Annotated in this window: 1 pseudogene; it reads left to right on the top strand. The window is 69.4% G+C overall.

The features are described 5' to 3' along the window. Positions 1-258, top strand: a pseudogene (locus tag SB660_RS21850) (hypothetical protein); the annotation flags it as partial.

Raw genomic sequence — 258 nt, 5'->3', positions numbered from 1 at the left:
ATCGCCATCGTGAACGGACGTTCATCGGCCGATCACCCCAGCGTTCTTCCTGATGAACGCGCCGCCGGGTACGCCGTCGCAAGGCGCCTGATCGAGGCGGGGCACCGCCGCATCGGCATGATCGGCGACCTTCCCGACGAGGTGCTCCACAACCCGCGCCGCAGCGCGACGATCGGCCTGCGTTTCGCCGGCATCGCCGACGCCTTCGCCGAGGCGGGCATCACACCCGAGCGCGTCGAGATCGCCGATTGGAACCCG

This window comes from Bacillus sp. SIMBA_005 (assembly GCF_046535585.1).
Lineage (GTDB): Bacteria > Bacillota > Bacilli > Bacillales > Bacillaceae > Bacillus > Bacillus pumilus.
This window is presented reverse-complemented; position numbering and strand designations above follow the sequence as displayed.